The 24,971-nt window shown below is 63.3% G+C and carries 12 protein-coding genes and 1 pseudogene; 11 read left to right on the top strand and 2 right to left on the bottom strand.

The annotated features are described in order from the left end of the window. Positions 1-357 precede the first annotated feature (357 nt). The 8 genes from OH491_RS14750 to OH491_RS14715 all read left to right on the top strand — a co-directional run bounded on the left by OH491_RS14750 (position 358) and on the right by OH491_RS14715 (position 19,108). On the top strand, positions 358-3,405 hold the full coding sequence (locus OH491_RS14750) for a TonB-dependent receptor plug domain-containing protein (RefSeq protein ID WP_068773106.1): 3,048 nt from the start codon (positions 358-360) through the stop codon (positions 3,403-3,405). A gap of 120 nt (positions 3,406-3,525) precedes the next feature. Beyond that, positions 3,526-4,749, top strand: a complete 1,224-nt coding sequence (locus tag OH491_RS14745; RefSeq protein ID WP_068773105.1) for a sialidase family protein — start codon at positions 3,526-3,528, stop codon at positions 4,747-4,749. Between the two features lie 155 nt (positions 4,750-4,904). Then, entirely contained in the window at positions 4,905-6,620 is a 1,716-nt protein-coding gene (locus OH491_RS14740; RefSeq protein WP_068773104.1) for an MGH1-like glycoside hydrolase domain-containing protein, read from the top strand. Between the two features lie 391 nt (positions 6,621-7,011). Beyond that, on the top strand, positions 7,012-9,363 hold the full coding sequence (locus tag OH491_RS14735) for a TonB-dependent siderophore receptor (protein ID WP_068773103.1): 2,352 nt from the start codon (positions 7,012-7,014) through the stop codon (positions 9,361-9,363). 34 nt (positions 9,364-9,397) lie between these two features. Continuing rightward, the gene (locus tag OH491_RS14730; RefSeq protein ID WP_334319747.1) at positions 9,398-13,768 is read left to right on the top strand and encodes an autotransporter outer membrane beta-barrel domain-containing protein; all 4,371 of its coding nucleotides are present in this window, start codon (positions 9,398-9,400) and stop codon (positions 13,766-13,768) included. Between the two features lie 24 nt (positions 13,769-13,792). Further along, complete coding sequence (locus tag OH491_RS14725; RefSeq protein ID WP_068773101.1) at positions 13,793-14,710, top strand: alpha/beta hydrolase; 918 nt, start codon at positions 13,793-13,795, stop codon at positions 14,708-14,710. Positions 14,711-14,902: 192 nt separating this feature from the next. Beyond that, positions 14,903-16,972 carry a beta-L-arabinofuranosidase domain-containing protein gene (locus OH491_RS14720; protein WP_068773100.1) on the top strand — a complete coding sequence of 690 codons (2,070 nt, stop codon included), beginning with the start codon at positions 14,903-14,905 and terminating at the stop codon, positions 16,970-16,972. A 210-nt stretch (positions 16,973-17,182) separates the two neighbouring features. Continuing rightward, a complete protein-coding gene (locus tag OH491_RS14715) occupies positions 17,183-19,108 on the top strand; it encodes an MGH1-like glycoside hydrolase domain-containing protein (RefSeq protein ID WP_145929130.1) in 1,926 nt (641 codons plus the stop codon). 74 nt (positions 19,109-19,182) lie between these two features. Here OH491_RS14715 and OH491_RS14710 read toward each other — a convergent pair whose 3' ends face one another. Beyond that, positions 19,183-20,268: a substrate-binding domain-containing protein gene (locus tag OH491_RS14710; RefSeq protein WP_068773098.1), complete on the bottom strand. Its 1,086-nt coding sequence runs from the start codon at positions 20,266-20,268 to the stop codon at positions 19,183-19,185. A 261-nt stretch (positions 20,269-20,529) separates the two neighbouring features. Here OH491_RS14710 and OH491_RS14705 point away from each other — a divergent pair, with 261 nt between their 5' ends. Both OH491_RS14705 and OH491_RS14700 read left to right on the top strand, forming a co-directional pair. Then, complete coding sequence (locus tag OH491_RS14705; RefSeq protein WP_068773097.1) at positions 20,530-21,396, top strand: HpcH/HpaI aldolase family protein; 867 nt, start codon at positions 20,530-20,532, stop codon at positions 21,394-21,396. Between the two features lie 346 nt (positions 21,397-21,742). Then, positions 21,743-22,783: an outer membrane beta-barrel protein gene (locus OH491_RS14700; protein ID WP_068773096.1), complete on the top strand. Its 1,041-nt coding sequence runs from the start codon at positions 21,743-21,745 to the stop codon at positions 22,781-22,783. 234 nt (positions 22,784-23,017) lie between these two features. Here the strand turns inward: OH491_RS14700 and OH491_RS14695 are convergent, their stop codons facing one another. Continuing rightward, positions 23,018-23,512 carry a DUF456 domain-containing protein gene (locus OH491_RS14695; RefSeq protein ID WP_068773095.1) on the bottom strand — a complete coding sequence of 165 codons (495 nt, stop codon included), beginning with the start codon at positions 23,510-23,512 and terminating at the stop codon, positions 23,018-23,020. 516 nt (positions 23,513-24,028) lie between these two features. On the opposite strand from OH491_RS14695, the pseudogene OH491_RS14690 reads away from it, so the two are divergent. After that, positions 24,029-24,962, top strand: a pseudogene (locus OH491_RS14690) (IS110 family transposase). Positions 24,963-24,971: the final 9 nt, after the last annotated feature.

The following is a 24,971-nucleotide window of genomic DNA, read 5'->3' as shown; positions in this document are numbered from 1 at the left end:
TAACCACGGAGACACGGAGGGCACGGAGCCATGAAGAAGATCTTTAATAAAGAAACTCCTTCCGAACTCCGTGTCCTCCGCGCCTCCGTGGTTAAATAAAACGAACCAATATTTTAGACAGAATGAACAGAACGGGAAAGAATGAACAAAATGAAGAATCCATTCCGTCCATTCCATTTCATTCCGTCCATTCTGTCTAAAAAATAAGAACCATTTTATTAACCGCCAATTTTCACTAAAAAAACAAAATACTAATAATACAAACAGGACACCGGCACCCATTGGTGTTCCGATTATTAGTGAAGATTGGTGGTTAATAAAAAATAAACTGAATTTAATAAAATAAGCCTGACATCCATGAAACACTCCGCCCTCCCCGCGCTTCTCCTCGCCGCCATGGTTTTTTCCACGGACTGCCCCGCCCAGGCCGTCTCCGACAAAAGTGCGTCCGCCGGCACCGACGACGGCGAGATCGTGGAACTCAACGCTTTTGAGGTCACCGCCAGCGCCGACGATCGCTACGACGCCCTCAACTCCAACTCGATCACCAGCTTCAATGCCGAGCTCGGCAAGCTCCCCATCTCCGCCGACATCTTCACCGAGGCGTTCATGGAGGACGTGCTCAGCGTCTCCCTTGAGCAAATGCTCCGCGACTATTCCGCCGGCGCCGGCCTCGGCTCCGTCGCCGGCGACCCCGAAGGCGGCTCCGCGTTCCTGCCCATGGACCGCGCCGGCGGCGACAGCGTCTCCTCCGGCGTCACGCTGCGCGGCTTCGGCGCCGCCGCCGTCAAGCAGGACAACTTCATGCTCCCCTCGCCCATCGGCACCGGCATGAGCAACAAACTCGGCATCGAACGCGTCGAGGTCATCAACGGCCCGCAGGCATTGTTGTATGGAAACGGCGGCGGCGGCGGCGTCATCAATTACATATCCAAGCAGGCCCGTTTCAACAAACGCCCCGGTTCGACCATCCGATTCCGCATCAATGACGACGGCCAATACAGCGCCACGCTCGAACAGACGCTCGGCACCCGGCGTTTCGCGCTGGTTGCCTCCGTGCTCTCGGAAAAACTCGGCGACCACCGCCTCTGGATCGGAGGCCCGCTCACCGGCGCCTATATGCAGGCCGCCGTCCGCCTCGGCAACCACACCGTCATCCGGCTCACCGGCAAATACACGCACTTTGACCGGCTCCTCCCCGCCGGCCTGACTCTCAACCTCGGCAGCGCCGCCGCCGACGCCCGCCACGGTTTGTCCGTCCGCTACCTCATGACCACCGGCCAGATGGACGCGCCGACCGACCCCGCCGCCGCCGCCGGCGCCGGCACCATCGCCAATGGGCGCATCGACTGGGAAAATCTTGATTCCTACTGGGGCGCCAGCTACAGCGAAGAACGCACCGCCACCATGGTCTCCGCCATCGTCGAGACCAAATGGAGCAAATGGTTTTCCACCCAGCTTTCCGCCGGCTACCAGGACCGCGACAGCATCCTGTATGGCCGCGGCGGCAATCTCTTCGCCCCCGAGTCCGTCGCGTCGGGCAATCCCTCCAATCTGGATGAATGGGTGATGCAACCCAACTCCAACAGCACCCGCCACGGCTGGGCCAGCCAGCCTTCCCACTCCAAGTCCTTCCGTGTCTCCGCTCTCCTCACCAACACCTTCTTCGGCGGCCTCGCCCGCAGCCAGACCTCCATCGCCGCCGACTACACCGAGGCCCGCTACGTCAACCTCGGCTACACCTATTACCAAGCCGACGCCGACGGCAACCTCCGCCGCAACGCCTCCGGCTCCCGCATGAGGCCCACCATCCCCTGGTGGGTCGTCAGCGGCGGCGCCGTCAACGATCCGCTCCCCGACCTCCGCTCCGGGCGTTACCTCGACACGTTCACCGGCAACATGAACAACGCCAACCCCGACGTGGCCAAATACCAATACGCCATCATCGACGTCATGAACCCCGAAAACGCCATCCCCGCCACCCCCGAAAACCCCCGCGGCCTCAATCCCGACGACGCCAGCAGCGGCGGCATCAACATCCGCAGCCGATCCTACAACCGCGGCGGCTACGCCCTCAATTACACGCAATGGGGCGACGGACGCCTCACCTCGCTGTTCGGCCTCCGTTATATGAATGTGTTTAATCACCAGTGGCCCAGCCGCCCGACGACGGCGCTCGTCGCCGAGGGCAAGACCTGGAGCTTCTCCGCCGGGCTGAACTACGACCTCAACCGCTGGCTCCGCGCCTACGCCCTCGTTTCCGACACCTACAACCTCCCCGAAATGGCGCTCAACATCATGGCCGACCCCTACGGCGCCCCGCTTCCCGTCTCCCACTCCCTCGGCGAGGAGGTCGGCCTGAAAATCGGCGACGACCGCAACCGCGTCTCCGGCTCCATCTCCTTCTACGAATTGCAGGCCGAGGATGAACCCTACGCCCTGCGCAGCGAAATGATGAGCCTGATCAATCCCGAGGGCATCAACGGCTACTCCGGCGAACAGCGCGGGCGCTACATCGCGATCAAGAAAAAATCCTACGGCGTGCAAGTCTCCGTCGTCGCCTCCCCCATGAAAGGCTGGCAGACCCGCCTCTCCGCCGCCTTCATCCGCGGCACCATCGGCAACGACACCCAGTATAATGTTTTATATAACGACAAATTCCACGTCACCGAGGACGGACGCCTCACCTATGGCAAAAACGGCCCCGTCGTGTATGTCCGCGAGGCGTCTTTCAGCTCCACCCCCGGCGTCGCCGGGCAGGCCGGCTTCGTGCCGCTCACCGTCGAAAAACTCAGCAACCCCGCCGATTTGTATTACGCCGATCCCGACCCCGACAACGGCCACTTCCGCGCCAGCGGCATCCAGACCCTCCTGCAATCCGACGCCGGCCCCGCGCGCATCAACACCGGCGAGGTGGGCCGCCCCATGTCGGAATACCAGCTCACCGGCGTCACTCCCCTGCAAGCCGCCACCACCTCGCTCCGCGGCGAACGCACCACCGGCTACCCGGAGGTAAGCCTCAACCTGACCAACACCTACACCCTCCAGCGCGGCCCGCTCAAAGGCCTGCGCCTCGGCCTGACCGTCATCGGCGAGTGGGAGCGCAACGATTTTTATTATTATGAAAACGGCTACGCCGAGGATGCCCCCCGCCTCCTCCACAAGCGCCCCGCCCTCGTCCGCGCCAATCTCCTGTGCAGTTACACCCGCCGGTTCGGACGCCTCCTGTGGACCTCCCAGCTCCTCGTCACCAACCTCTTTGACCGGCAGCAAATGCTGACCCGCCCGGACGCCCTGTGGGGCTTTCACGAACGCCGCCCCGACAATAACGCCGCCATCCGCCGCTCCGCCTACGAAACCGTCGCCCCGCGCAGCATCACTTGGACCAACACGTTCAAGTTCTAGCTCCGGCCGTCGCCGGCCCGTGTCGGGAAATTTATATCATTATCGGCATCATTACACGCTGCGGCCTTGAGGTCCGCGTGGGGTTTCCCACAAACTAAGCCATTGCTCCATCCCACTTCCATGACCACACGCTGCCTCCTCCCCGCCGCCCTCCTTTTTCTCCATGCCTTCGCGATGGCATCCGTCATTCCTCCCTCGGCGGATTTTCCGCTGGCGACGGTGGATCTCTCCGGCCCCGCCGAAGCCGCCGCGCGCCACGTCGTCGTCGCGCGCGGCACGACGGAGATTTACCAGGGCCACCCCACCACCGTGCTGCTGCCCGACGGCAGGACCATCTACTGCGTCTGGACCATCGGCCACGGCGGGCCTTGCGGCCCCATGAAGCGCAGCGACGACGGCGGCCTCACGTGGAGCGACCTCCTCCCCGTGCCGGAAAATTGGAAGACAACGAGCAACTGCCCCGCCATCTACCGCCTCGCCGACCCGGAGGGGAAGGCGCGCCTCGTCGTCTTTGCCCAGCAAAAGGGCGTCATGCGGCGCGCCTACTCCGAGGACGACGGCAAAACGTGGTCGCCCATGCAGCCCGCCGGCGCCGGTCTCGGCCCCTCCGTCATGCCCTTCACCGACGTGAAGCCCGTTGACGGCGGCAGGCGGCTCCTGGCCATGACCAACATCCGTCGCCCCGGCGAGACCAAGGAGAAACGCTCCAACGTCCTCGCGCAAAGTTTCTCCACCGACGGCGGCCTCACCTGGTCCGACTACGAGATCGTCCGCGACCTCCCCGGCCTCCGCCTTTGCGAGCCCGAGATCGTCCGCTCGCCCGACGGCAAACAGCTCCTCTGCCTCATCCGCGAGGACGCCAGGCACGAGTCCCTCTTCATGACCAGCGACGACGAGGGCCGCACCTGGTCGAAGGAGAAAAAACTCCCCCGGACCCTCTGGGGCGACCGCCACAAGGCCAGCTACACGCCCGACGGGCGCCTCGTCGTCGTCTTCCGCGACGTCGGCCGCAAAACCAGCCCCACCAACAACCACTTCGTCGCGTGGGTCGGGCGCTACGACGACATCGTCAACGGCAAACCCGGCCTCTATCGCGTCAAACTCATCCACAATCACCGCCGCGGGAAAAATTTCCCCGGGCGCCTCATGGACGACTGCGGCTACCCCGGCCTCGAAGTCCTCCCCGACGCCACCCTCGTGGCCACCACCTACGCCAAATACACGGAGGGCGACGAGGGCAACTACGTCGTCGCCGTCCGCTTCAAGCTCTCCGAAACCGACGCCGCGCTGTGGGATTTCCTCTCCCAAAAACGAGCCGCCCAAAAAAACGGTGCCGGCAAATAAAACCAACCATTAAAACATTCTCTCACAAAGGCACAAAGGGGATGGAAGGCAAGAGGCAAGGGATTGGTGGTGTCGGCGGCTTGTTTTCCTCTTTCCGTTTTTGACTTTCTTTGTGCCTTTGCGCCTTTGTGAGAGAAAAAATAATTCCCCAACCCATGAAACACCGCCTCCTGATCGCCATGCTCATGGTGCAATTCCCGTTGCATATTAACACCGCTGGCGCCGGCGCCATCATCCCCGATTCCGTTGTTTCCAATTATGTGGAAACCTTCAACGCGCGCGACACCGAGCTGTATCCACAATCCATTACAAACTCCGCCGCCGCCGCCTTCCTCCTCGAAAACTGCCCGCGCTTCCTCTGCCCCGACCCCGATGTCGAGCGCACGTATTATTTCCGCTGGTGGACGTTCAGAAAACACATCCGCAAAACCGCCGCCGGCGGCCACGTCATCACCGAGTTCCTCGCGCCCGTGCCGCACGCCGGGCCGGAAAACATCATCAGCTGCCCCGTCGGCCACCAGTTCCGCGAAGGCCGCTGGCTGCGCGACCCGCGCTACCTCGACGACTACGCGCGCTTCTGGCTCGCCGGCGTCGCCGAGGAAAAATTCCTCCGCCGCTACTCCGTCTGGCTCGCCGACTCGCTCCTCCAGCAGGCGCGCGCCACCGGCTCCGACGCCCTCGTCCGCGAACTCCTCCCCAAGCTCGTCCACAACTTCCGCGAGTGGGAAAAAATCCGCCGCGATCCCAACGGTCTTTTCTGGCAGCGCGACCTCTTCGACGGCATGGAGGAATCGTCCGCCTTCGCCGAGTTTGGCGGGAAGGACCACGACTCCGACAATCACTACCGCGCCACCATCAACTCCTACATGGCGGCCGACGCCCTGGCCATCGCCTCCCTCGCCAAACGCGCCGGCGACGCCGCCACCGCCGCCGAATTTGAAAAGACCGCCGCCGAAATCCTTGCGCTGCGCGACGAAAAACTCTGGGACGAAAATACCCGCTTCTACAAAGTCGCCTTTCGCGGGAAAACCCCGCCGTCTTCCTCCTCCGCCCTCCGTCTCAACACCGACCGCGAGCTCCACGGCTACACGCCCTGGTATTTCGACAACGCCATGCCGGAGCCGGCGCGCGATGACGCCTGGCTCCAGCTTGCCGATTGGGACGGATTTCGCGCCCCCTTCGGTCCGACCACCTGCGAGCAGCGCGGAAAATATTTCCTCCTCGCCTATTCCGGCCGCCGCTTCTGCCAGTGGAACGGTCCCTCCTGGCCCTTTGCCACCGCGCAAACCCTCACCGCGCTCGCCAACGTGATCAACGATCCGCGAAGGAGCGCGGGCTTTTCAGCCCGCGATTCCGCGGACAGGAATGTCCGCGCTCCTGTTTCCGCCGCTGCCGCCGACTTCGCAGAGCTGAAAACAATCTGGCTCGACACCTTCCTTACCTACGCCCGCTCGCACAAACTCCGCCTCGACGACGGCACGCTCGTCCCTTGGATAGACGAAAACCTCAACCCCCTCAACGGTGACTGGCTCTCCCGCGCGCGTTTCAAAGTATATAACAAAGGCCAGTGGCGCCAGCCCGAGCAGCACAGCAAGGACTACAACCACTCCACCTTTTGCGATCTCGTCATCACCATGCTCGCCGGTCTCCGCCCAGCCGAGGGCGACATGCTCACCGTCAACCCGATCATCCCCGAAGACTGGGATTGGTTCTGCCTCGAAAACGTGCGCTACCACGGCCGCGACCTCACCATCATTTATGACAAGACCGGCGAAAAATTCCACCGCGGCGCGGGCCTGCGCGTGTATATAAACGGTGCGCAAGCCGGTGCCGCCGCCCGAATCGGCACACCGCTCCAAGTGGATTTGTAGTCTGATATAGTATTTTCTCTCACCATTGGCCCAAATGGTGGCAGGGCGAGGCGTCCCCGCCGAGCCGCGGCTCAGCCGGAGGCTTCGCCTTACAGGCGCTGCCGCGCCAATGTACTGAAAACACGATATGCAGGGCCTTGTGCCAGGCCGCCGCCCGCGCGCCTGGTTCGCCATGGGTTTCGCAAACGAAGCCCCCGCCGCGGCACGCGCGGCCCGGCACGGAACTGGTCCCCGCAACCGTGGTGTCGTTGCCGGGTGCCGGTCTCTGGCGGAGACCAATTCATCACGGTTGAACGAATCCCCCGGCGGGGTTCATTCATGTTGCATTCCCTCCTCCCCGCTCCCCGTCGTTTCGTTTGTTGAATCCACTAACCGCACCAGCATCCTCCCAATGAAAACATCCCCATCCCCGGCGTTTCCCCGTCCCAAGTGGCGATTCCTCCTGACCGCATGCACCTTTGCCGCGGGCTTGTGCCTGGCCCAAGAGCGCCCGGCCGGGCCTGCCGATGAGGATGTCATCGAGATGTCCGAATTCACCGTCACCTCGCGGCCGGACGACGGCTACGGCGCCTCGATGGCCGCCACCGGCTCGCGCGTGGCCGAGAAAATCCAGAACCTGCCCTACGCGATCGAGGTGATCACGATGGAATTCATCGAGGATCTGGGTTTCACGGACCTCGAAGAGGATTTTGCCTACGCCAGTTCGTTCGGGGGGTTTGATTCCGGCAGCGGCAATATCAACATGCGCGGCACCGGCGTCGGGAAACAATTGCGCAACGGCTTCCTCCGCATCGGCGTGGTCAATCGCGCCAACATCGAGCGCATCGAAATCATCAAGGGCCCGTCGGCGGCCGTTTATGGCGAGTGCCTGCCCGCCGGCCTGGTCAACATTGTCACCAAAAAACCGAAGCTGAAAAAGACCGCGAAGCTGGCCACCCGTGTGGGCTCGAACAATCTTTTCGGCTTCGACGCCGAGGTCACGGGGCCGCTGACCATGCATCCGTCCGGCAAGACCTCGTTCATCATCGACGCCTCGTATTTCAGGACCGATTACGACCAGCCTTACGCCGACCTCCGCTCGCGGCTTCTCTCCGCCGCGGTGCAGCACAAATTTTCCCAAAACACCAGCCTGCTCATCGAGGCGGAGTTCACCGATCGCCTGGCACACCTCACGGCGCCGGTGCCGGCGGTGCGTCATGGCGGCAGGACCGGCCTCGGCGCGGCCACTTACCCGCGCCTCGCCACCGAGGTGGCGGGCTTCAACTGGTATGGGCCGAACGAGCTGAGCTGGCGCAGCCTCGTCACCTACAACGCCACCTTCGAGCACCGCTTCAACCGGGTGCTGTCCCTGCGCGTCGCGGGCAACTGGTTCAAGCGCAATGTGAATGGCCAGTCGAACAACGTCTCCGGCGGCGTGAACCCCTTTTATGATGAGTCGTCCCTGAATGGCTCCGGCGTGGAGACCACGCCCAACCCGGGCATGATCACCAACCGCCTTCCCGGCATCAGCTCCGGCGACGAGTCCGGCTACGGCGCGCAGGCCGACCTGCTCGCCCATTACTGGCTGGCCCGTGGCGCGCTCGAAAACCGCACCCTGTTCACGATTGATTATTCAAGTTACAACCGCACCAACCCCCAGTGGCGGATGGCCGCCGCCGACGCCAACGCGAGTGGTTTCGGCCGGGTGCTCGATCCGGAAAATCCCAACTATTTCTGGCCCTCGCCGGATGAATATCTTTATTCCCTCTACCGCTGGGACGACTGCACCACCGAGGTTTACGGCATGTTCTTGCGGCACCAGACGGCGGCTTGGGGCGGACGCTTTATCATCGCGGGCGGCATCCGTTATGATTACATGAAGCAGGACCTGCGGCGTGAAAAGGAGGTCCGCGACGAGGACCCCACAAACGATTTCTACGGCGTCCGTTCGTGGAAGCTCGATGTCGATAATTTCACTCCCAACATCGGCATCAACTTCGACGTGGTCGAGGGCGTGCGCGGCTACGCCAACTACGCCAGGTCCTTTTTTGTTAACTCGCAAACCAACAGCTACGTCCCCGACCGCGACATCACCAGCATCGAGAACGAAACCGGCTTCGGGCTCGATTACGGCGTGAAGGTGGATGTTTTCGACAACCGGCTCAGGTTCACGTTTGGCGGTTTTTATATCGTCCGCCGCGGCGTGCAGGCCACCGATGACAACGGCGACACCCGCCGCATCGGCGAAATCTTTTCGCGCGGGCTGGAGTTCGACGCGACCTACCGCCTGGACAACCCGCGCTTCACTACCAACCTCCGCTTCGGCTACGGCTACACCAACGCCAAATACACCGACAAGGGCAACGACTACGACGCGCTCAACCGCCCCATGGCCGGCATCCCCCAGCACAACGCCTACCTCGCCTGGACCCAGGTATGGAAGCGCGGCTTCCTGCGGGGCTTCCGCACCACCCTGGGCGTCACCTACACCGGCGAATCCTATCCCTGGTCCGACCGCGGCGGCATCAGCACCACGCTGCCCAACGGGAAAACGTATGTCCTCTCCCATTCGGGTTTCCGGGATATTAAAATCGGCGATTATTTTTCCACCCGCGCCAGCATTGCCTACAAGTGGCGCGTCGGGAAATGGCAGCATGAGGTCAGCGCGACGGCGGCCAACCTGCTCAACCAAGACGTCATCCAGCGCAACCGCCAGGTGATGCCGGAGTTCAACCTCTCGCTGGCCTACACCATCAAGCTCTGACCGGGCGCAACCAATATAACAAATGATGAATCCCATGAAAACATTTGCCCCCCGTATTGCCTTCCTCCGCCGTTTGCTGCCGGCCGCCTGCGTGTGCGCGCTTTCCCTGCCGGGCCCGCGGCTTCCGGCGGCCGAATATACATTTTCGACGGGCGACGCCTTGCCCGGCCTCGCCAACAATGACATCCTGAAACTCTCCGGCAGCTCCGGCAATGTCACCTTGTCAAACGGCACGGTGCTGGGCGTCAATGAGTGGGTGGTGTCCGGCACGAATGCCGAGATCGCGGCGTCCGGCATCACCATCAGGCAGGAGGATCAGGTCGCCGGCCAGTGGGCGCTTTGGGACGCGAGCGGGGCCGTCAACAAGCGGCCCTTGCGGTTCACCAACGCCACCGCCGTCACGGCCAAGACCGTGACGCTGGACCGCCTGATCGTCGCAAACGCCAACATGAACGCGACCGGCGGCGGCTTGTATGTCGCCGGCAACACCGCGACCAATCTCCTGATCCTCGCCGGGGATGTGATTTTCAAAGACAACGTCTCCACCGCGACCGGCGGCGCCGTCTCGACGCAGAACGGTTCCCTCACGTTCGCCGGCGCCGTGGTTTTCGACGGCAACAAGGCCGGCTACTCGGTCTCGACGGGCACGTTTGACACCGTCAACGCCAGAAACGGCGGGGCGATTTACTCCGGCGGCGCGAACGCCAGCTCGGAGTTTACCTTCCAGCAAACCGCCCTGTTCACCAGCAATACTGCCGGGCGCTCCGGCGGGGCCATTTATGGCAACACGGGCAACACCCTGCTTTTCATGCAAAGCGCGACCTTTTGGAAAAACGCCAGCCTGGGCGCCTCCGGCGGGGCGATCTTTCTCAATGGCGGCGTGCTGACCTTCCAAGGCGACGCCTTTTTTGAGGGCAACAGCGCCGGCGCCACCGGCAACGGCGGCGGCATCTACACCGCCAACAGCACGACCCTGTCCTTCAACGGCGCGACGACGGTTTTTAAAAACAACCGCGCCGGCGGCGCCGGCGGCGGCATGATGGCGGGCGACATCGACATCAACAGCGCCATGCTGTCCGTGACGGGCAACACCGCCGTGAGCAACGGCGGCGGCATTCGCGGCGCCACGCGGATGACCCTGAACGGGGCGTTTGAGTTTCTTGACAACCAAGCCGGAGTGGACGGCGGCGCGCTCGCGATGGGCGCCCTGGAGATAAACAACAGCGGCACCTTCGCGCGCAACATCGCGGCCCGCAACGGCGGCGCGCTCGCGACCATGAGCGCCTCCGCCGACATGCGCATCGCCGGCGCGGTTTCGTTTTTGGACAACCACGCGGGCGGCAACGGCGGTGCCATTTACGCCGGCGACGGACGCTCGCTCACGCTTGCGGCCACCAGCGGCGACATCGTGTTCGAGGGCAACACCAGCGGCGCGACCCTCACCGGCACCGACACGCTCGCCACCGGCGGCACCATGACGGTGAGCGCGGCGGGCGCGGCCAACGCGGTGTATTTCGGCGGCGCCACCGGCACGCTGACCCTGGATGCCGCGGCCGGGCGGACGATCCGCTTCCACGATCCCGTTTCGGCCACCGGCACCACCGTGCTCACCGTGACCAAGACCGGCGCGGGCACGGTGGTGTTTCGCGAGCACGTGTCGGACATCGTCGCCGACACCACGGTGGAGGCGGGAGTGTTCCGGCTGGACGGTGGCGCGACCTACGGGGCCGCGAACAACGCGGGCTCGTTCGAGGTGGGGACGGGCGCCACGCTGTCCCTCAACGGCCTGCTCCGCGCGGGCAGCATCGCCTTTGACAACGGCGCGGTGCTTGAAGTGCTCGGCGGCGGCGTTTTCGCCTTGGACTCCGCCGCGCCGATCAGCTACGGCACCGGCCTCGGGCTCGCTGGCTCGGGCACGCTGTCCACCGGCGTCGCGCTGAACGCCTCGCTGGTCCGCCCCGGCGCGGACGGCGTCACCGGGGCGCAAATCCTGACGCTGACCGACAGCGTCACGCTCGCCAGCGGCGGCATCATCGCGATGGATCTCTTCGCCGGCACGGGCACGGACGGCTACGGGCTGAGCGACCGCGTCATGCTCGCGGGCGCCGGCGCGATCACCCTCGCGGGCGGCAACCGCCTCGACATCCAGTCCGTGCAAAGCGGCATCTTCAATCTCGGCAACATCGGCTCGCTGTATGGAAACATCCAGCTCACCCTCAACGGCGAGGTGCTGCCCGAGGTGGGCCGCCAGTCGGCCTCGCTTTCGCAAAGCGGGGGCGACCTCATCCTCCACGCCGTTTCCGATTACTCGCGCGTGGTCACGTGGACGGGCACCGGCGGCGCGCCCTCGTGGGACATCGCCGGCCATAACTGGACCGGCTCCGGCGGCGTCACCCAGTTTGCCGCCGGCGACCGCGTGGTGTTCGACGCCGCGCTTCCCGCCGCCGCCCGCTCCATCGAGCTCGGCACGGGCGGCGCCCGTGTCTCCGACATGCTGGTCTCCAGCGCCGCCGATTACACCTTCACCGGCTCCGGCGGCATCACGGCCGATCCCGATTTTGTCGTGGAAATCGGCGGCACCACGGGCGTGTCCGCGCCCGGGGGCAAACTCGTGAAAACCGGCGCGGGCATGCTCACTTTTGCCAACACCGGGACGAATGTCTTCAAGGGCGGCATCGAGATCGCCGGCGGCGCGGTCGCGTTCGACACCACCGCGCAGTTGGGGAACGGGGAGACGCCCATATCCTTCACCGGCAGCGGCACGCTGCGCGCCAACACCAACTCCCTCACGCTGGCGAACGCCGTCGATATCGCCGACGGCGTGACGGCCGCCCTTTATACGGCTGGGCAGTCCGGCACGGGGACGATGGTGATCTGGGACGGGGCGATCACCGGCACCGCGGGCACGCTGGTTAAGACCGGCCCTGCGGGCCTCATATTGCGGGGTGCCGTGGATGTCGGCGTGCTGGAAGTCGGCGGCGGCCTTCTTCACCTCTCCGTGGACGGAGCCACGCATGTCCGCCAAGCCATCAACATCAGGGAAAACGGCGTGTTGCGCGTGCCCAACGCCCAGCCGCTGACCACGGGCGGAGCATCGTTCACACTGACCAATGCCGGCGAGCTTCGTATCGGAAAGGCCGGCGGACTCATTACCGGCGACCCCAATCCATATCGAAAAGTCACCCTCACGGGCAACTATGTCGGGCATGACACGGGCGCCATCGTGCTTGGCATCGGCCCCGACCAAACCGGCTACCTCGTGCTAAACGACGTCCTCGAAGTCACCGGCGCCGTCAGCGGCACGGTCAACATCCGGTTCGAGCAGGACGCGATTCTCCGCTACGATGCCGACTGGACCAACGTGGCCCCGCTCATCACCACCGATCCCGCGTCCGTCACCGCCGACGTGGTCTGCGCGCCGCTGGAGCTGGACAACGGCCTCCTCCGCACCTTGGTGCGCAATTCCGACGGCACCTGGGGCTGGACGCAGTCGATTTCGCCCACCCTTCCGCTCATGCTCGGCGTGGACGCCGCCTCGATCCTGATCGGCAAGGCCTCCCTGGCCTCGCTCAGCCAGCGCCTGATGGTGACGCGGACGCTCGACGCGTCGCGCGGATTGCAGCTCTGGGTGAACGGCCTGCAACAGGACGACGAGATCAAGCTGAATTTCTACGACGGCAGCAAAATCGACACGCAGGGCGTGCAAGTCGGCGCCGACTGGAGCTGGAATCTCGGCGGAGGCCGCCTCGCCGTTGGCGCGTTTTATGATTATGCCAAGTCCGACATGCACCAGCACAGCGTGGTCTCGATCACCAGCACGAGCACCGAGGCCAATGGCTACGGCGTTTATGGAACCTACAAGGTGGGCCGCTGGTATGTAGACCTGCTGGGGCGCGGCGCGACGGAGGATTATGACATCAACGTGCCGGGCAACCCTACCTTCAGCACAAAGGGCGACAGTTGGGCCGGCTCGATCGAGGTGGGCCGTTCGTTTCTGGACCGGGGCGGTTACGTGAACTGGGAGCCGCAGGTCCAGCTCGTTTATCAAACGCACAGCATCGACGACCCCACCGATTACGTCGGCCGCGTGTATGATATTGACAGCGCCGATTCGCTGGAGGGGCGCGCCGGCCTCCGCCTGTGGCTCGAGCATGAGTGGAAGCCGGGTTGCAAGATCATGCCCTGGCTCCGGGTGAGCTATCTTTATGAATTCATGGGCGACACCGCGATCGCGGTCGCCGACAGGGTCTATGAAAGCGACCTCGGCGGCAGCAAAGGCATCGTGGACCTCGGCGTCACCCTGCAAGTCGGGCGTTCGCTTGGTGTGAGCGCCAAGGGTTCGTATGGATTTGGCGAGCGCGTCAAAGGCTTCGGCTTCGACCTCGGCGTGAGCCTGCTTTGGTAAGGCAAAAACCAGGCCATCAGTCGCATGAAAGGCGTTTTGCAAGTCCGGTGGCGTCTCGTCGCCGTCATGATCACGATTGCCTGCGCGGGGATTATCGCCGCGCGGGCGGCGGATGCGGCGCCCTTGCTGCACCGCGTGGTGAATCTCTGGCCGGACGGCAGCCCGAATAATCCTGCGCAGGGGCCGCGCCCGACGATGGAGATTTTTTATCCCATCTCGCCCGGGCACGCCATCCCGGCGGTGATCGTGATCTGCCCCGGCGGCGGCTACGGCAGCCTGAGCCCCTACGAAAAATTGTTCGCCGAATATTTTCGCATGCTCGGCTACACGGCGGCCGTGGTGAATTACCGCGTGAAAACACGGCACCCTGCGCCCTATGCCGATGCCGCGAGGGCCATCCGTTTGCTGCGCAGCCAGGCCGGGGAATTGAAGGTGCCGGCGCACAACCTCGCGCTCATGGGCGGAAGCGCGGGCGGCCATCTGGCCGCGCTGGTGGCCACGCGCCCGACGGTGTATCGCGATGCCAATGACGATCTGGCGGCGACGGTCTCCGCCCGCCCGGACAGGCTGATCCTCGCGTATCCGGTGATCTCGGCGGTGCTGGGGCAAACCGGAAACTCCAAAACATTTCCCCGCCTGCTCGGGGATTCGCCGTCGGACGCATTAAAAAAAGCGGTGTCGCCGGAATTGCACGTGACGAAGCAGAATCCGCCCGCGTTCATATTTCACGCGGCGGATGATGATTTGATTTCAGTGGACAACAGCATCGTGTTCGCCAAGGCGTGCTGGGCCGCCGGCGTGCCGGCGGAGCTGCATGTGTTCCCGCGCGGCGGCCACGGACGGCTTTTCGCCTATTCCGCCGACGTGACGTGGCGCTGGCGCGAATTGCTCCGCGACTGGCTGGCGGCCTGGCCGCTCACCGATGCCGCGCCGCCAAAGTAGCCCGGAGAGGAATATCCATGCTGCTTTGCGCACCGCTTCCGATACCATTCCCGAATGAGAATAACGCCATGGATGCCGTTAGTGGTAGGGCGAAGCCTCCGGCTGAGCCGCGGCTCGGCGGGGACACCTCGCCCTGACTAAGAGGCAAATCTTGTTCGTCGATGGCATGATATTTGGAATCTCAAAAATAACATGAACACCAGAATACTGCTCGCACTTGCCGGAGCCTTTTTCCCCGCTCTTGTTACGCCGGCATTATCGGACATCGAGTGGATGGCCCGCCCGCCAACCGCCCCGGGGAACAGTCATTATGTCGGAAATCGTGCGCCGCTTCAGCCGTCGTCCTTTATAAAGCTGCCGCCGGGCGCGGTGCGGCCGGAGGGCTGGATTCGCGAGGTGCTCGTCCGGCAGCGCAACGGCCTCGCCGGGCATCTCCACGAAGTCAGCAATTATCTGAACAAGGAAAACAACGCCTGGCTGAGCCCCGACGGCGAGGGCAAAAACAAGTTCGAAGAAGTCCCTTACTGGCTGAAGGGATTCTCCAGCATGGGCTACATTCTCGGCGACGACGCGGTGATCAAGGAGGCGCGCACCTGGATCGAGGGCGCGCTCGCCAGCCAGCGGGAGGACGGCTATTTCGGGCCGTGGTTCGACCGGGCCGGGCTGCCCGACCTGTGGGGCAACATGATCATGCTGTGGTGCCTCCAGTCGTATTACGAGTATTCCGGCGACGGGCGTGTCCTGGGATTGATGAAAAACTATTTCCAATGGCAGCTCCGCCAGCCCGAGGACAAATTTTTGAAAACATCGAGGCCGTGGGAAAAGCTCCGCGCCGGGGACAATCTCTACAGCGTTTACTGGCTGTATAATATTACCGGCGAGAAATGGCTCCTGGAGCTCGCGGAAAAAATCCACCGCAGCGCGGCAAACTGGCGGCAGGAAAGCGACCTGCCCATCTGGCACAATGTCGATATCGCGCAGGGCTTTCGCGAGCCTGCGATCTGGTGGATGCAGAGCGGGGAGGCGCCGGACCTGCGCGCGGCCTATAATAATTTCTGGCTGATACGGCGCGCGTTCGGGCAGGTGCCGGGCGGGATGTTCGGCGGCGACGAGCACTCGCGCATCGGCCACATCGACCCGCGCCAGGCGGCCGAGACCTGCGGCATGGTCGAGCAGATGGCGTCGGACGAGCTGCTGCTGCGCATCACGGGCGACCCGATGTGGGCGGAGAACTGCGAGGATGTCGCGTTCAACACCTATCCGGCGGCGTTCATGCCGGATTACAAGGCGCTGCGCTATTTCACCGCGCCGAACCAGATCATCGGCGACAATGCGACGCACCATCCCGCGATTCATTCGGTCGAGGCGAAACGCGCGGGATATTTTTTATATAATCCCACGGCGCACCGGTGCTGCCAGCACAACCACACGCAGGGCTGGCCGTATTATGCCGGGCATTTGTGGCTGGCCACGGCGGACAACGGCTTGGCGGCGGTTTTGTTCGGGGCCTCGTCGGCGCGGGCCAAGGTTGCGAACGGCGTCGAGGTGACCGTCACCGAGCGCACGGCCTATCCGTTTGAGGAGCAAGTGAGCTTCGAGATCGGCGTGCCGCGAAAGACGGATTTTCCTTTATACGTGAGAATCCCCGCGTGGTGCGACGGCGCGAGCATCGCGGTGAACGGCGCCGGGGAAAAGACGGGGCTGGCGGCGGGCGGCTATGTGCGCATCCGGCGCGAATGGGCGGACGGTGACAGGGTGGTGCTGAAGCTCCCGATGCGCCTTCAGGCGCGGCAGTGGGATGTGAACCAGCGCAGCCTGAGCATAAATTACGGCCCGCTCACGTTCTCGCTCAAGATTGCGGAGAACTATAACAAAATCGATTCGATGTCGGTTGCGAAAAGCGAGAAAAACAGAATCCAGAAACAGGTTGACTGGAGCCGGTGGCCCGCGTGGGAGCTGAAGCCCGGCAGCGCGTGGAATTACGCATTGGCATGCGACATGAAAAACCTGGAGTCGTCATTCCAGGTCGTCAAAAGGCCGTGGCCGGAGGATAATTATCCGTGGACGCACGAAAGCGCGCCGGTCGAGCTCAGGGCGAAGGGGGCGCGCGTTCCGGACTGGACGCCGACCGCGACGGGATTTTGCCCCGTGCTGCCGCTTTATCCGGCTAAAACCGACGGGAGGCTTGAGGACATCACGCTCATTCCGATGGGCGCGGCGCGGCTGCGCATCTCGGCGTTTCCCCCGCTGGCCGCCGAATAATTGCGGTTTGATTTGAACAGAAGGAAACGAAGATATTGCTTTTGGACAGAATGAACAGAATGAATGAAAATTAACATAATGAGATTCATCAAATTACTAATTCTGTTTATTTTTTCCCATTCTGTTCATTCTGTCTAAAAAAAACGCCTTCTTCGTTCCCTCCGTTTTCTTCTGTTCAGAAATAAATTCTTATCACTTTTCCAATAAACCATGAGTCAGCCATCGGGAAACGGACGCGTCTTGACGACCACACGCGCGCAGGGATGGAATACTTGGGACACGCGCAGCGTGCTCAACCACGTGCTCATGCCGGAGGGTTTGTCGCTGCGGCTTTCGTTCTGCCACCACGGCATGCTCACCATGATCGAGGACACGGCGTTCGGGCCGAAATCGGTGGGCGCGACCGCCGGCGTGAAGCTGGCGGAATCGGAAATCGCCGCGCGGCGCGTGCGCGTGCGTCCGGGGCCTCACGCGCTGGACGGAGGCTATACGGCGCTGACCGTGGAGATGGGCGACGCGCGCATCAGCGTGGAAAGCGCGAGGGTGGGGGAGCGGGACTTGGTGTTGTTGATAAAAACAAGCCACTCCGGGCCGAGGCCGCCCTCGATGGCGGTCGAGGGGGCGTTCTTGTGGAACAAGCCGGGGCATTTTATAATGTCCGCGCCGCGCGTGATCGGCGCGCGCGCGGCGGGTTTTGAGATGGATATATATTGCACGGAGATCCCGGCGACGGAGGGGTTTCTGGCCCGGCGTTTCCCGAGCTGGGTGCTGGGTCTTGCGGGCGATGTCGGCATTTCCACGTCGAGGGACCGGGGCATGGCGGAAATCGCCGCCTTGGTAAACGCGGCCCGCGAACAGGAGGCGGCGAGCCGCGCGCGTTTCGGGGCCGCGGCGGAGCGGCAGGCCGGCGCGCGCGCATGCCTGGCGTGGAACACCGTATATGAGCCTTTATATAAACGCGTCATCACCACGCCGTCGCGCCAGTGGAACGTGGACCGGCTCGGCTACGGCATTTTTTGCTGGGACAGCTTTTTCCTCGGCTGGCTGCTGGCGCTTGACGATGCGGAGCTGGCATGGAGCTGCGTGCGCGAGGTTTTTCGGGAGATGGTGGACGGCGAATTCGTGCCCAATGTCGTCAACGGCAGCGGGCGCAGCTCGCTCGACCGCTCCCAGCCGTGCATCGGCGGGCTGGGCGTGCTGGCGCTGCACGAATTGCGCCCGAACGGGAAATACCTGCGCGAGGTCTGGAGGCCGCTGCTGGCGTGGAACCGCTGGTGGGACAAGGCGCGCAAAAACCGGCTCGGCCTGCTTTCGCCCGGGTCGCATCCGTTTGAGCCGCGGGTCGGCGACCTGGCGGAAGTTCTGCAACCCAACACGCTGCGCGGCGCGAAGCTGGAGGGCGGGCCGGACAACGCGCCGATGTGGGACGATATTCCGTTTGACACCGCGACGCACCTGATGGCGCTGGCCGATGTCGGGCTGAACGCGCTTTATATTCTGGATTGCGAGGCGCTCGCGCGGCTGGCGCGGGAGCTGGGGCTGGAGGCCGAGGCGCGCGAACTGGATGCGCGCGGCGCCGCCTATCGCGACGCGCTCGGGCGGCTCTGGAACGAGGACGCGGGCATCTTCCAAAACGTGCGCACCGACACCGGCGAATTCACCCCGCGCACCTCGCCGACCTGTTTTTACCCCTTGCTCACGGGCGCGGTGACCGGGCGCCAGGCGGATGCGATGCTGGAGCGGCATTTATTAAACGAGGCGGAGTATTGGGGCGAGTGGGTCATCCCGTCGGTGCCGCGCTCCGACCCCGCGTATCCGGAACAGCACTACTGGCGCGGCCGCATCTGGGCGCCGTTGAATTTCCTGGTGTATCTCGGGCTGAAGCGCGCCGGCCGCCACGAGGCGGCAGCGGAGCTCGCGCGGCGCTCGACGGAATTATACGAGCGCAACTGGCGCGAAAGCGGCGGACTGTTCGAGAATTTCTCGGCGGTCACCGGGCGCGGCGGCGACGTGGAGTTGTGCGACCCGATGTGCCCCTGGACGGGGCTGCTGGTGTTGATGGAGCTGTTCGAAAACAAAACCGTCCCGCTGCCGTCATTGTTCTTAGACAGAATGAACAGAATCGATAAAAATTAACAGAATGGGATTCATAAATTACCAATTCTGTTTATTCTCCCCCATTCTGTTCATTCTGTCTAAAAAACGCCTCTTCAGTCGCCCGTGTGCGGCGCCACGGTGCCGCCTTTGATGAAATCGGGCATGATGCGCACGTCGAAGCGGCGCGGCGCGCCTTGCTCGATCACGCGCTTGATGGCTTGATACAGCGCCGTGGCGAATTTGGCCGGGGGCGCGGCGTAGCGCGTCGGCGTGGGATGCAGATAGGGCAGGAAGGGCTCCTCGTCGCGCGAGATGAGCGACACGTCCTGCGGCACGCGCAGACCTTGCGAGGCGAGATAGCTGAGCACCGTCAGATAGGAGAAGGAATTGCTCAGCAAAAACCCGGTCGGCGCGGGCCGCATGGCGAGGATGCGGCGTAGCTCGCGCACGATCGAGGCGGCTCCCTTGGCGGGGCGGCAGATGAGCGGCGCCTCCGCGTTTTCAAACTCGACGATGCCGTCGCGAAAACCCTGCTCGCTGGCCAGGTCGCCGCCGTGCTCGGTCTTTTCCAGAAACAGCACCAGCCGCCGGTGGCCCTCCCGCATGAAGGCCAGCGCGGCATGGCGGCAGAGCGCGTGATGGTCGATGTCCACGCAGGGCAGCTCCACGCCCTCGTGAGTCGAGCCCGCGACGAGCGCCGGCAGGCCGCTGGCGGCGAACCATTCCTGAAGCGGGCGATGCGAGCGCGCGAGTATCCAGCAGCGCCCGGGGTGCGTGCCCACGAGCTTTTGCAGCGATTGCGCGGCGTTCTGGCCAAAATATTTCCAGCCCGCCATGACCTCCAGCTCCATGCCGGCATGGTGCAGCAGCGTCATGAGATGGTTGACCCAGAGCACGGTGAAGGGGCGCGCGCCCTCGATCGGCTCGGGCAGCAGCAACGCGGCGCGGGTGACCGGGCCGGACTTGCGGCGCGTCTTGCTGGCGCGCTGAATGGGCGCGCTGGCACGGCTGCGCTCCGTGCGGATGACGCCTTCCGCGCGCAGCATGGCGAGGGCCTTGCGGATGGTTTTCCGGCTGACACTCAGGCGCTCGGAAAGCTGCCGCTCTCCGGGAAGCGCATCCTTCCATGTGCCGGCATTGAGTTCGTCGCGGATGATGTTCGCGACTTGGGCGCTGATGGACTGATAGGTCGGGGGCATTGTCTGGGGAGCGTGTCAACCATATCGGGGAAGTATTGCCGTTGGTGGAAGTCGTTTTAATCGGTTTCCTTGGGGAACCACAATGCGGGAATTGTTCTCCCGCCGCCGGTGCTGTTGGCTGGTCCCCGTCAGCGATATTCTCACGCTTCCGCGCGGGAGATCAAAACACCCCTTCCCAATTTCATGTAAAAACGACGATGTCTTTGTGACGGCCCGCCCGCCGCTTCCCTCGTTGAAATCGCATCCCTCAATCCTCTTTTCATGAGCAGTAACAATCATCTTCCTCCCAACCGCGCGTTGGCCAAGATCCGCGAAGGCGGGGTGGTCAGCGTGTATGTGACGGGCAACTTTGCGAGTCCGCGGCATGTGGATTTCGTGGCGCGTTCGGGCTATTTCGACGCGATCTGGTTCGACCTGGAGCATTTCGACATACCCACGCAGGAACTTGCGACGCTGTGCCTGGTGGCCAAGGCCAGCCCGGTGACGACCATCGCGCGGCTGAAGGCCACCGACTACCAGGTGGTGATGCGCACGCTGGAGACGGGCGCGGGCGGGCTGATGTGCTCGATGGTGGCCGACGCCGAGGAGGCGCGGCGCATCGTCTCGTGGGCCAAGTTCAACAACCCCCAGCCCGCGCCCGGCGAGGTCACCGGCCAGCGGGGCTGGAACGGGGGCAACATCGACAGCGGCTACGCGGCGCATCCGGCCATCGAATACATGCGCCACCAGAACACCGAGACGATGATCCTCTGCCAGATCGAGCACACGCAGGCGGTGGAAAACGCCGCCCAGATCGCGGCGGTGCCCGGTGTCAGCGGCCTGTTCTTCGGTCCCGGCGACTACTCGGCGAGCATCGGGCTGCCCGGGCAGATCGGGCACGAGGAGGTGCGCAAGGCCATGGCGAAGGTGGCCGCCGCCGCCCGCGCCGCGGGCAAGTTCTGGGGCACCGTCGCCGTCGGCCCCGAGATGTATGGCAGGGCCATTGAAATGGGCGCCCAGTTCCTCTGCCCCGGCGGCGACCTCAAGGTCATGACCCTCGGCCTGCGCGAACTCGCCAAGTCCCTCGCCGGTGCGCCTCAACGCGTGCCAGAGCCTGCCGGCGCGAAGGCGGGCTCCACGGCGTATTAAGGATTTAAGCATAACCATGGCCGTAAGTTATGGAGAGACGACTTCCGTATCGTCCTTCCCTCTCTCAAATCAAGGCAGGATTGGATACGTCAATTACTGTAAAAATGATGAATAATCGCAGCCCGATCAGAAACGTTCAAAAAAACATATAATTCATCTTGTTTGTTATCAATGGGTTAATAAAAACGATCGAATATCTTCGATAAAACGCTGCAACATTTTCTCGACAGTTCGTGTCGTTCTTGGCTTCCTCCATTACAACTTTTCTGGTTGGAGACACGAGAGATAGAACCATGTTCGCCTCTCAAATCGCCAGCCTGAAGGCAAACCTAACGACAACCTCACTATGAACAACAAACTCAAAATCGCGGGTGCAGCTTTTGCCTCCGCGCTGTTTGCGGGCTCGGCCCTCGCCGAAATCTCCCTCAATCCCAACCTCAGCGTCGATGGCTACGCCGCAGGTTCCGCGCAGTATTCCCGGTATAAATACGAGGCCGGTGGAAATACCGACGACTCCACCATGGATTTGGATGCCGTTCGTTTGAACGCCAACTTCAAATACGACAAGACCAGCGCCAAGATCAGTCTCTATTCCCCCGCCGGGGACGACGTCGTGGTGCCCGAGGCTTATGTCTCCTACGACTTCGGCAATGGCATCGTCGCCACCGCCGGTCGCTTCCTGACCTGGGCTGGCTACGAGTCCTTTGACATCCCGGCACTCAACGCGATCACCTACGCTGATGAGTGGACGGGCATCATCCCCAGCCATCACGACGGCGTGAAAGTCACCTATACCTTCGACAACTTTACTGTTGGCGGAGCCGTTCTTGACTCTGTGTATGGTCCCACCGCCTACCGTGGTGATGGCGACATCAACAAGGGCAGCCTTGGTGCCGAGCTCTACTTTGGCTACAACGACCAGACCTTCAGCGCCGCTGCCACCATCGGCTATCAGCATGATCACGTGCACGGTCTCCTTGATGAGCATATTTCCTCTGATGATACCTTCTATGTGAATATCTGGGGTCAATACTACATCGACAGCAGCAAGACCACCCTCGGCATTGAGGTTAACTACCAGCAGGCCGATGCGTGGACCTCTCCTTTCAGCGTTCCCGCTCTCATCGACTCCGACATCTACACCGCCCAAGTCTCCGTCAAGCAGGCGATCACTGAAAAGTGGGCGATCACAGGCCGCCTTTCTGGCGGTCAGCTTGATGCGGATAACATCCCTGACAAAGCCTCCTTCGTCAAAGCCACCGTGGCGCCCAGCCTGACGCTTACCGAAAACCTCGAAGTCCGCGGTGAAGTGAGCTATACGACTTTCGACAAGACTCCGTATGACGATGGATTCTTCGTCGGCGTGCAGGCGGTCTTCAAATTCTAATGTGACTCCGGTCACACGAATCAAAAGATCAGTCTTACGTTCCTAGTTTAAAACCCGGCAGCCGAAAGGTTGCCGGGTTTTTTTATGCTGACGCTCCAAGATCGCATTGTGATGCCATTAGTGATTGAAAAATAGCACCATAGGTAGGGCGAGGCGTCCCGCCGAGCCGTTTGCCGCCCGCGGCTCGGCGGGACGCCTCGCCCTACCTGGGGCAAATCCTGTTCGTCCGGGCCATCAGCCCATCATCACGTCAAACGCCACCAGCGCCACCATGAACAGGGCCAGCGCGACCTTGAGCGCGGTGGACACGCCGAAACCGATGCCTGCGCCCACGCCGGATTTTACCGAAGCCTCCATGCCGCGCCGCGCAAACACCACCTCGGCGCAAAACGCGCCGATCACCGGTCCGAGCAACAGGCCGGGCAGCCCGAAAAACAATCCCACCACTCCGCCCGCAGCCGCGCCCGCCAGCCCCCAGCGCGTCGCCCCCGCCCACCGCGCGCCAAGCACCGTGCCGAGGATATCCACCGCGCGGTCCAGGACCGCCACGACCGCAAGCACACCGATCGTCCACCACGAAAGCCATCCCGGCAGCATCAGCTTGTGCACGACGGCCCCCGCAAGGATAAGAAACGCCCCCGGCACAACCGGCAGAATCACGCCGATCACGCCGCCCAGGCAGCAGACGACGAGCACCGTCCACGCAAGAACTTCGAGGGCCAGATCCATGCGGCGCCCAGCACACGCGCCGGCGCCGCACGTGGCAATGCATTTAGCCTGCCTTGTTCACGAGACAGGTCTGCTCGGCCGGTTTTTGGAACACGGGGGAAAAGAGTGCAAAGCGACTTGTATCCGTCTGGCAGGATTGCAGGCCCGCGAGGGGCATTCGTAGCGCAGGCATCCTGCCTGCCGTCACCGGGTGATCGCGCGAAGCGCGGCATTTACTGGTTTCGTTTGGGAAGAAAAAGTCAGCGGCGTTTCGCGCCTTTCTTTTTCGACGGCAGGCAGGGATGCCTTATAGGACACTGGCCAAGACGGGCGCAGTCCTATAACGAAGCCGGTCTTGGCCAGTGGTTGGGGGAGGGGCGTCCTGCAGGACGCCCCTCCCCTGTCCGCCGAAAGTCTGATTGGATGCCATGAGCCCTTGAGCTCGCAGCGCAGCGACAGACCCGGCGGGCACCGCTGGCAGCAACTCGAACCGTTGTCTGCGCCCTTGAGCGCGTCTCGATAAGAAGGAGTCCTGCCATGCCAAACCAATATAAACACATCGGCGTTGATCTCGCCAAGTCCAGTTTCGTCGCGGACCTGCCCAAGGGCGTGACGAGCTTCGCGCAGAGCCCTGCGGGCTTGCGCGGCCTCCTCTCGCGACTGCCCGCCGGCGCGTGGGTGGTCTGCGAGGCCACCGGCGGTTACGAAAGAGCCCTCGCGCGCGCCTGCCATCAGGTCGGCGTGCGTGTGAGCGTGGTCAACCCCAGGCGCGTGCGCCAGTTCGCCAGGTCCCAGGGCATCCTGGCCAAGACCGACCGCATCGACGCGCGCCTGCTCAGCCTGTTCGCGCGCAAAACCGAAAAACTGCGCGCCAGCCGCGCGCCCGTCCAAGCCGAGGCGGTGCTGCGCGAACTGCTCCAGGCGCGCGAGGCCCTGGTCGAGGCGCTCAAGCACGAGACCAACCAGGCCGAGCACGCCACCGGCCTGCCCCTGCTCGAAGGCCTGGCCGCCGCGCGCCGCGCCCTGCTGGAGCGGCACATCAAGCAGATCGACGCCGAGATGGAACGCGTGATTGCCGCCGACCGCGACCTGGCGGACCGCGCCGCACGCTGCGCCCAGGTCCAGGGCGTCGGCCCGGTCACCACCGCCGCCGTGCTCGCCCTCATGCCCGAGCTCGGCTCGCTCGAAAAGGGCCAGGCCGCCGCCCTGCTCGGCGTCGCACCCATCGCCGCCCAAAGCGGCACTTGCGACAAATCCCGCCACATCGAGGGGCGGCCGCCACCGCCTGCGCAAAACCGTCTACATGGCCGCACTGAGCGCCGCCCGCCACAACCCCGTTCTCTGCGCCTTCTACCAGCGCCTCCGCGCACGCGGCAAACCCGTCAAAGTCGCTCTCTCCGCCCTCATGCGCAAACTCATCGAACTGCTCAATCTTCTCCTCAAATATCCTAACTTTTCTCTTGCGCGTTGATCACCGTTG

This window comes from Termitidicoccus mucosus, from assembly GCF_038725785.1.
Classification (GTDB): domain Bacteria; phylum Verrucomicrobiota; class Verrucomicrobiia; order Opitutales; family Opitutaceae; genus Termitidicoccus; species Termitidicoccus mucosus.
The sequence above is the reverse complement of the archived record's forward strand: the minus strand, read 5'-3'. Positions and strand labels throughout refer to the sequence as shown.

Excerpts from the sequence above, each read along its gene's own strand:
- OH491_RS14750 (WP_068773106.1), top strand. The coding sequence starts at position 358 with ATGAAACACTCCGCCCTCCCCGCGCTTCTCCTCGCCGCCATGGTTTTT.
- OH491_RS14745 (WP_068773105.1), top strand. The coding sequence starts at position 3,526 with ATGACCACACGCTGCCTCCTCCCCGCCGCCCTCCTTTTTCTCCATGCC.
- OH491_RS14740 (WP_068773104.1), top strand. The coding sequence starts at position 4,905 with ATGAAACACCGCCTCCTGATCGCCATGCTCATGGTGCAATTCCCGTTG.
- OH491_RS14735 (WP_068773103.1), top strand. The coding sequence starts at position 7,012 with ATGAAAACATCCCCATCCCCGGCGTTTCCCCGTCCCAAGTGGCGATTC.
- OH491_RS14730 (WP_334319747.1), top strand. The coding sequence starts at position 9,398 with ATGAAAACATTTGCCCCCCGTATTGCCTTCCTCCGCCGTTTGCTGCCG.
- OH491_RS14725 (WP_068773101.1), top strand. The coding sequence starts at position 13,793 with ATGAAAGGCGTTTTGCAAGTCCGGTGGCGTCTCGTCGCCGTCATGATC.
- OH491_RS14720 (WP_068773100.1), top strand. The coding sequence starts at position 14,903 with ATGAACACCAGAATACTGCTCGCACTTGCCGGAGCCTTTTTCCCCGCT.
- OH491_RS14715 (WP_145929130.1), top strand. The coding sequence starts at position 17,183 with ATGAGTCAGCCATCGGGAAACGGACGCGTCTTGACGACCACACGCGCG.
- OH491_RS14710 (WP_068773098.1), bottom strand. The coding sequence starts at position 20,268 with ATGCCCCCGACCTATCAGTCCATCAGCGCCCAAGTCGCGAACATCATC.
- OH491_RS14705 (WP_068773097.1), top strand. The coding sequence starts at position 20,530 with ATGAGCAGTAACAATCATCTTCCTCCCAACCGCGCGTTGGCCAAGATC.
- OH491_RS14700 (WP_068773096.1), top strand. The coding sequence starts at position 21,743 with ATGAACAACAAACTCAAAATCGCGGGTGCAGCTTTTGCCTCCGCGCTG.
- OH491_RS14695 (WP_068773095.1), bottom strand. The coding sequence starts at position 23,512 with ATGGATCTGGCCCTCGAAGTTCTTGCGTGGACGGTGCTCGTCGTCTGC.